We start from the raw sequence: 7587 nt of genomic DNA on the forward strand, positions 1-7587 counted from the left end.
TTCGTTCAGATGCGGCAGCAGCACCTCGAACCTGGTGGCGAGCTGGCCGCGGACCTCGTCGTCGACGCGCATAGCAGATCGTCGACGCCGGATCCGGAAAAGAACAGCTTGATTCCTGACAGGCCCAATGCGTCCGGCAGCGCTGCCAGGCCGAGCCCAGCAGGACCGCCTCGATCGCGGCCTTCAGCCCGGTGTGCGCGTCGGAGATGACCAGCTGCACTCCACCGAGGCCGCGGGCCTTGAGCGTGCGCAGGAAGGCGGTCCAGAAGGCGCCGTCCTCGCTGTCGCCGACCGCGCAGCCGAGCACCTCGCGGTGCCCGTCGGCGGCCACCCCGGTGGCGATGACCACCGCCTGCGAGACCACCCGGCGATTGACCCGGGCCTTGCAGTAGGTGGCATCGAGGAACACGTAGGGGAACGCGGTCTCGGCCAGCGAGCGGTCGCGGAACGCGGCAACCTCCTCGTCGAGGTCGGCGCAGATCCGGGAGACCTCGGACTTGCTGATGCCGGTGTCAGCGCCCAGGGCCCGCACCAGGTCGTCGACTTTGCGGGTGCTCACGCCGTGCAGGTAGGCCTCCATCACCACGGCGAACAGCGCCTGATCGATCCGCCGGCGGCGTTCCAGCAGGGAGGGGAAGAACGAGCCGGTGCGCAGCTTCGGGATGCGCAACTCCAGATCCCCGGCCGTGGTGGTCAAGGTCCGCGGTCGGAAGCCGTTGCGCTGAGCGGTGCGGGTCTCGGTGCGCTCGTGCGGGGCGGCGCCGATCGCCGCGGTCAGCTCCGCCTCGATCAGCGCCTGATACAGCGCCTCCGTCGCCGTGCGGATGCGGTCATCGACCTCGGCAACTTGCAGTGCCTCGAGCAGCTCAAGCAGGGCAGACTGGTCCAGGGCCATCGCGTGGCCTTTCTCTTCCGAGTGTTCCTTGGCGGGTTCACACAGAAGATCCACGCGGTGGCCTCTCGCACGCCAGCACTTCGCCGACGAGCTCAAGACCCCCAACCAGCTACACCACTTCCAGGGACGTCACCGGGGAGCGGCCAGGAGTGTGTGGATGGGTGTCCAAGGCAAACGTCTGCGCGAGACGGGGTGTGTTGGGCTCTGACTCATCGACGGACCGTGGCGGCCGCATCTCCACCCGGCGCAGCGCGGCCTTCACCGTCCACCGTCCAGGGCACGATGGCGCAAGCCGGCGAGGTAGTACGCACGGTCGTTCCGGCCCTTGACGAGTCGCTCATGCAGCTCCCGCATCCTGCGCCGGCTGTGGGCGTGCCCTGTCGGAGCTGCCGCGCATGATGTGGAGCATGGGCCGTCGCAATCACAACTGGGATCCGAGCCTGTCAGTCCGGGAGAAGGACGGCAGCTTGACCTCGTGCTGCCGCAATTGCGGGATGATCGAGCGGCACGGCTACTACAGCCGGGATGGGCGCGTCTACGGCGTGAAACAGTGGCGCGCACCCGACGGCCGACTCTTAGCCATCAGGCCGGTGGTGGTGGACCGCCTCGCGTCCAAGGCTGCGTCGCCTATCGAGGACGCATTTCCGGGCGCGACTGTCTCTGGAATGCCCGAGTGCCCGAAAAGCCGCGACGCGTGGGTGTCTAGCTGATTGCCTTGGGCATCGGCAGGTATGTCGCCAGGGCGAGGGTCGTCTGCTTGAGGGCGCTTCTCCTACACATCTAGCCACCCCCGCACCAAGGCTGTCCGCTCCATAGAGGATCCCTGTTCGGTGGCGGCAGAGGGCTTCCGGCTCGTACCTGAAGGCGGCTTTGGAGACAACCCGTTCGCGATCGAATTAGCGGCGCATGGGCCGCAGGTAGTTGAGCAGTGCGCTCCTTCCGATTTATGTGCCCGGCCCCTATCATTGCCGCACCAATCAGGCACGCCGCCGGTCGAGTGTAAGCCGCATTGGTCGCTCCGTCCTCGCCGGCGTCGCTGATACTCGTGACGATTGTTCTTCGCACGGACACCGATGCAGAGTACGCATGTCTGGACCCGTCACCACGACGAGCGCCGAATGCACACTAGCTCTAGCAAGGGAGATGCAGCATAAGAGCAAAGAGTGCCTGAATGTGCGTTAGGGGGTGCTCACTCCGGCGCGCCGACGGTCCTAACAGGGCCACGAGGCGTCACGCAGCTAGGGTTGCCACGTGGTGTCATGGCCCGAAGCAGTCGCTCGCATCTCGGCGGGAACCCCGCGGGACCTGCAGCTGAGGCGCCAACACCTAGCTAAGCTGTCGGCTGTGCCTGTCACGATGACTGGGGCATCTGGCGCGGGGAAGACTTGGCTCTGGTCCCGGTTGACACTGCGAGAGCGCCCGCACGCAATGAGCGTGACAACCGACGACGGTTACATGGTCAGCCCGCATCGGAGAGCCGCAACCCTGACGACCATTCCGGGACAACCGAGCCGTGAGCGGGCCAGTGCCATGAACCAGCTGTTTGGACCGCAGACCCGCCTTGACGGTGTCATCTTCGTCGCGTCGTATGGATACTCTGAGATCTGGCAGCGGAATATTGACGTGGTCGCCAACAATCTTAGCCCTTACGACATTCGGTCCCTACTCGAATGGAACAGACGTCAAGAGGTCGACAACTTCAGCGAGGTCTGCAACAGAATCGTTGATAAACATGAGCTCACCGATGGCAACGGTGGACCCCGATGGCTGCTCGTCTTGGCCAACAAGGCTGACTTGTACTGGCCCACCATCGCGGCCGCCGAGAGCTACTACCGCCGGGGTTCAAGCACAGACTTCGACCAACACGCGCAACGAATGCTCTCGCAGCTGGGCTCCCTCGCGATAGATTACCGGGTCCTCCCGGTCGCAACTCAGGCGCTTGACTTCCGGTTTGGATCGTCTCGTGGACTGATCACAGCACAAACACAACTGACGAATGACCAGTGCGATGCTTCCCTGCTCTGTCTTGTTGAGACGATCGGAGAGTTGTGCAATGGCTAGAGGGGAAGCACGCCGACCGATGGCGGGATTCCGCGGACACACCGCGGAGGCATGGAGGCTGAGCACCGGCGATGATCTAGAAGGCGCGCTCCGCGCCGCTGAACGCCTCCTTCAGCAAGCAGAAGAGCGAAGGCGCCACGAAGATAACCGATTGTTCGCGATTGGGTCGATCCTCGTGGGCGTTGGGCTTTCCTTCATAGCCTCATTTATTTCGCTATTCAGGTACGCTAACCTAGCCTTGGCGCTGTCGACCGTTATCACGGCAGGCCTCTTGCTCGGCCTGCTGCGTTGGCTGATGGTTCAGCGTCGACGCAACCCGGCAGACCAAGTATTGGATCTTGCCACTCAGCTATCGTCAATGGCCGGCGAAGTGCTTCTTGACGTTGCGGAGCGCGAGCGTTGGAGTTTTGTTCGAATAGAGGCAACCAAGTTGCGCCTCGCAGCGTTTCCATTACCCGAAGCGCCCGGAATAAAGAGGGGTCATGGCCGCCGCGCCAGAAGGTGAGGCTCGTTCCTACTGGTTTCTTGTCCTACTCGCGTTCCTGGCCGACGCTGCCAGTGTGCTGGGACTCTTGGGATTTCGGCCGACAAGGCTGCCAGCCCTGGCCCTGGTCGGTGCTCTTGCAGTGATTGGAGTGCTCGTATCAATACCGAGCTTGGTCGCCGCAGTCAAGCTGTGGGCGTCCCCTCGAGGGCGCTACTATGCGGCGAGCTTTCACCTCCGTAGAATTCTTGCGTCTCTTGGAGCATTCACGATTGGCCTCGTGTTTGGTTGGATTGTGATAAGCCAGGTCGCCAGTGCTGATAGATGTCCGGAGTCGTCGACCGACTCAACCACGCGCGTTCTGACCAACTGCGTGGAGACATCTGATTGATGTCTGCCGATACTTTTGACCCCGTCGAAGGGAAGCCCACGCCTCGACGCCACACTGCCGCAACTGATCGGACGTTCGCGACAGCAGCCAGCCCTGACGGGCGGCCTATCAGTCGGAAATTCGCGGCCGTTCATCTCCGACCCGGCTGGCCGGGCTCGGGGCATCACTGACACTTCCGCAATTATCAGGTGATTTGAGTGATCGGCCGGTCGATCACCGCGTCTGCTCACCGATGATGCCCAGTCGCGAAGTATACGAGAGTTTGCTTACGTTCGCCCAGCAGCGGCGACAGCTAGCCGGCCGCGGCAGGCTTCGCTCGACCACTGCACCATCGTCGCCGAGGTGAGCCGGCTGCCCCAGAGTGGGCCGCTAAGGGCGACTCGCTTCACGGCATATCCACCGACGACCCGCAGCCCTGTCCCGCAAGGCGAACCCCCAACGGGGCACTCTCAGCCAGCTTGACGGGCCGGCACAGGCGTCCCGCAGGGGATCGCCTCGCGGAACGGGATGAGGATGGCGAGCACGAGGGCCGCCGTCATTACCGCGATCATGACCCAGCCGGGGACGTCGCCCCGCAGGGGATCCTCGCCGCGCACCCGCGCCGCGAGGGCCGCCGATTCGGGGGTTAGTCCCACGTCGATGACAAGGACAAGGCTGGTTGGACAGGTTGGACAGGTTGGGCACACGGCGGGCGTTGCCCAGGCTGTCCCGACGGGCGCAAGGCAAGGCTGCTCACCTCTCCTCCGTGCGGCGAGCGAAACTAAGCCACGCCGCCGTGCTGCCGCGACACGCGGGGACGCGCAGAAACTCGCAGAAAAGTTCTCCTCATCGCCGTCTACCGGCATGCCGGGACAAGTCCCTGTGTGGCGCGTCCACGGGTTTAGCGCCGTCTACCACTGGCCCGCCGGGCAAGGGACCTGAGCTTTCCTTACCCGGCCTGGAGCGTCGCCCTCGTGTGCTCAGCTTGTGGCATGAGCTTCTTGGCATCGGAGGGCTTCTGGGGCGGCGTCGTCGGCGCGCTGATTAGAAGCTTGGTCACCGTGTACGTCGGCCGACGGAACGACAGGGGTGGCGGCAGGCACAGGGCTCGTTAGCTATGGCGAAGCCCCAGACGCCGCCGGCTCTCGCCGCTCAGCCCGTGCAGAGAAAGACGGGCGCAGCGATTGCAGCTCGCTAGGAGCGTCTCAGGGCCACCGTGAATGCCAGGCAACGTTTTCTCGGCCTACCTCGCTCATCGATCCGGCCACAGTCCTGGCAGGTCAGGCTGACCGTGACCGTGCTCGTCCGGATAGTCCCCACTGACCTACTGTGTCGTGCGGGTAGTCATCAAGACATCGGTATCCCAGCTACGGTGGCCGCGTGTCTGATTCGGTTGTTGTCATGACGACAGGTGACCCGTTCTGGGAACAGGCCCTAGTCTCTTTTCTCGGCACGTTCGGGGCCCTGGGTGTGGCGATCGTGGTCTACCGACTCACCCGTAACGACGAAGGCAAGCGCCTGACCAGGGTTCTAGATAGCGAGCGGACACAGCGCCGTGAGGAAAGAGCCTTCCTGGCGATGCAGGAAATTAGGACTGCGCTGTCTACGCTGGCTCCAGTTCGGCCAGAGGGCTAATAAGTCCGTCGACGGGATCGTGCAGCGCCGCCGCGAGCTGTTTCCGGAGACCGTCGACTGGTGACCATCGCTTCGACGCCGGACAGCCGCTCTAACTCTTACGGGTCGTACCTAGGTACGTTCTCCCGAAGTTCAGAACCGCTTCAGTTATAGCGGGATCCTTCGCCATGCGATCCAACATCACCTCTCCAGTAAATCGCCCAACTCTTGCATACTCATTCTGAATTCCCTGCAGGAGCTCGGCTTGTAGACTGCGCTCCGGCTTTAACTCTTCGATCTTCGCAAGGTCTATCGCGCTAGGCCGGTGCTTACGAAGCAATGCCATCGCCGTTAACATCGACAAGTGATAGAGGAAGTCCTCCGCCTGCGCGCGCGTGTGCCGAGCCGAATTTAGGAAGACTTGCGTCTCCCGAACAATGTTCACGCAAGATGCATACATCTGGATCGGATGGCTTGGCGCAAAGAGCAAGTCGTAGATGTCGCCCTCGAATACGCGACTGACTTGCCCGCGCGCGATATGAGGAACCTGCGCCATGACCGAGAGTACGGCTTGGCCCATCTGGTCTATGCTCACCAGGCTCTCGACGGGCTTACCTTGGTTATAGTAGTGCCTTCTCCGCCGCTCGTAGAAAAGGCCCTTGCCGGCAAGATACTCTTCGATCTGGCGCTGAACTTTGTCGGTTGCCCTAAGAGCACTGGGACCGAATGACGTCTGACTATTCGTGGCACGGATGATACGGTCGCGAACACTGTCATCTTCAGCTTGAATGACTTTCACGAGCACGCTTCGGTCGTCACCTAGCTGGCGTTCCCCCGAGGTCTTACGCCGCTTGTGAACTTCGTTCGAGGTCTGCAATCCGTTTACGATCTGCGGCGCATCGAGCTCGAGGAGTTTTCCCGCAGGTTGCACCTTGTTCGCCACGATGGTTACACCGTTGTTCAGCCACCAGAAATCCACATCGGAATCAGGGTGGGCCAGCGTGTCCTGGATACTGCGATTGACTGCGGTGTCGCCCTCGTAGTCACGGACGTTGGCCTCAAATAGGCTGGCGTCAAGCTTTCCCTCGTCATCGGTGATGAAGGCTTCGTAGTCCTCCAGCTTGACGACCGCAACATACCCGCCCGCCTTGGATGTGGATATTGGGTTCTCAGCAAGAGCTAGGTGGCGAGTCGTCACCGGCTTTTCCCTAGCCATGTCCGCCACCGCAGCCGCGTCGAGGAAGTCCACTGATACGGCCGCGCCGCCGAAACAACTGCGAACGACCGTGTTGAGTTCTGCCGCTTTTTCAACCGTTCCCGGATGGAGATGTTCCGCCTTCAAAGATGCAAAGCATATAAATACGCGGAGGCTCGGCATCTCTAGCGCTCGATATGCCGAGAGGAACCGCCTTGTGATTTCCAGCACCCGCCCGTTGAAAGTCTTACTCAAGGCTTGCTCGTCGCGCCCGAAGTCTAGCAACTTGGGCAAGTTCACGAGCAGCTGATTGATCGCGTCCTCGCCGAACCCCTTACTATTCTTGACCTGCATCAGGAAGAGGTCCAGCTGGGCGCCTCGACCCAAGGCTGAGAGTGGCATATCGTCTCGGACGCATAGTGAGTTGGCGAACATGTAGACGGCGTCCAGCCCGCCATCGTGCCGCCCGTCGACGAGTCCAGCGGTAAGGTCATCATGCGTCGGCGCATAGTTGCGCAAGTACTGCCTAGCCGTGAAATATGTGTCGTGGTCCTCGCCCAGCGCATCGTAAAGTTGACGGTCGCGCTCTAGCATGTCGGCCAGCAAAACGACGTCGTTACTAGGCATAAGACTTCTCCACGATCAGCACCGGCGGGCCTTCTACGTCTACAAGGCCACGACCCGCCGGATCGAGGCACGCATCCTCGCTAGATGCCAGAAGCACTACCTCGGAAGCTATCAACCATCCGACTCCTCCTCGGGGACCTCTTCCGCTCCAGCGCGTTCATCCGCCTCGCGAAAACTCCGTGCAGACTGCCCAACGTTCCCGCGATCTCGACGGCGAGACGGGCTCTTGACGTCCGTCGTAGGGACCTAGGCCCTGTTTGAAAGGTCGCGCAGCCAGATGTCGATGTCGCTGATCTGGACGGTGGCCTCGTAGCGGACGGCGAGCTTGTCGTAGCGGGTGG

General features: G+C 62.2%; 3 protein-coding genes. 1 reads left to right on the forward strand and 2 read right to left on the reverse strand.

Annotated features, from left to right (window positions below):
- A partial coding sequence (locus tag CHB94_RS23995) for an IS256 family transposase (protein WP_254920883.1) occupies window positions 1–895 on the reverse strand: 895 nt, incomplete at its 3' end.
- Between the two features lie 1434 nt (window positions 896–2329).
- On the opposite strand from CHB94_RS23995, the gene CHB94_RS24825 reads away from it, so the two are divergent.
- Window positions 2330–2956, forward strand: a complete 627-nt coding sequence (locus CHB94_RS24825) for a hypothetical protein (RefSeq protein ID WP_141137646.1) — start codon at window positions 2330–2332, stop codon at window positions 2954–2956.
- Window positions 2957–5536: 2580 nt separating this feature from the next.
- On the opposite strand, the gene CHB94_RS24010 is transcribed toward CHB94_RS24825, so the two are convergent.
- The gene (locus CHB94_RS24010; RefSeq protein ID WP_089339065.1) at window positions 5537–7246 is read right to left on the reverse strand and encodes an AIPR family protein; all 1710 of its coding nucleotides are present in this window, start codon (window positions 7244–7246) and stop codon (window positions 5537–5539) included.
- Window positions 7247–7587: the final 341 nt, after the last annotated feature.

This window comes from Blastococcus mobilis, assembly GCF_900188025.1.
GTDB classification, from domain to species: Bacteria; Actinomycetota; Actinomycetes; order Mycobacteriales; family Geodermatophilaceae; genus Blastococcus_B; species Blastococcus_B mobilis.

Excerpts from the sequence above, each read along its gene's own strand:
- CHB94_RS24010 (WP_089339065.1), bottom strand. The coding sequence starts at position 7,246 with ATGCCTAGTAACGACGTCGTTTTGCTGGCCGACATGCTAGAGCGCGAC.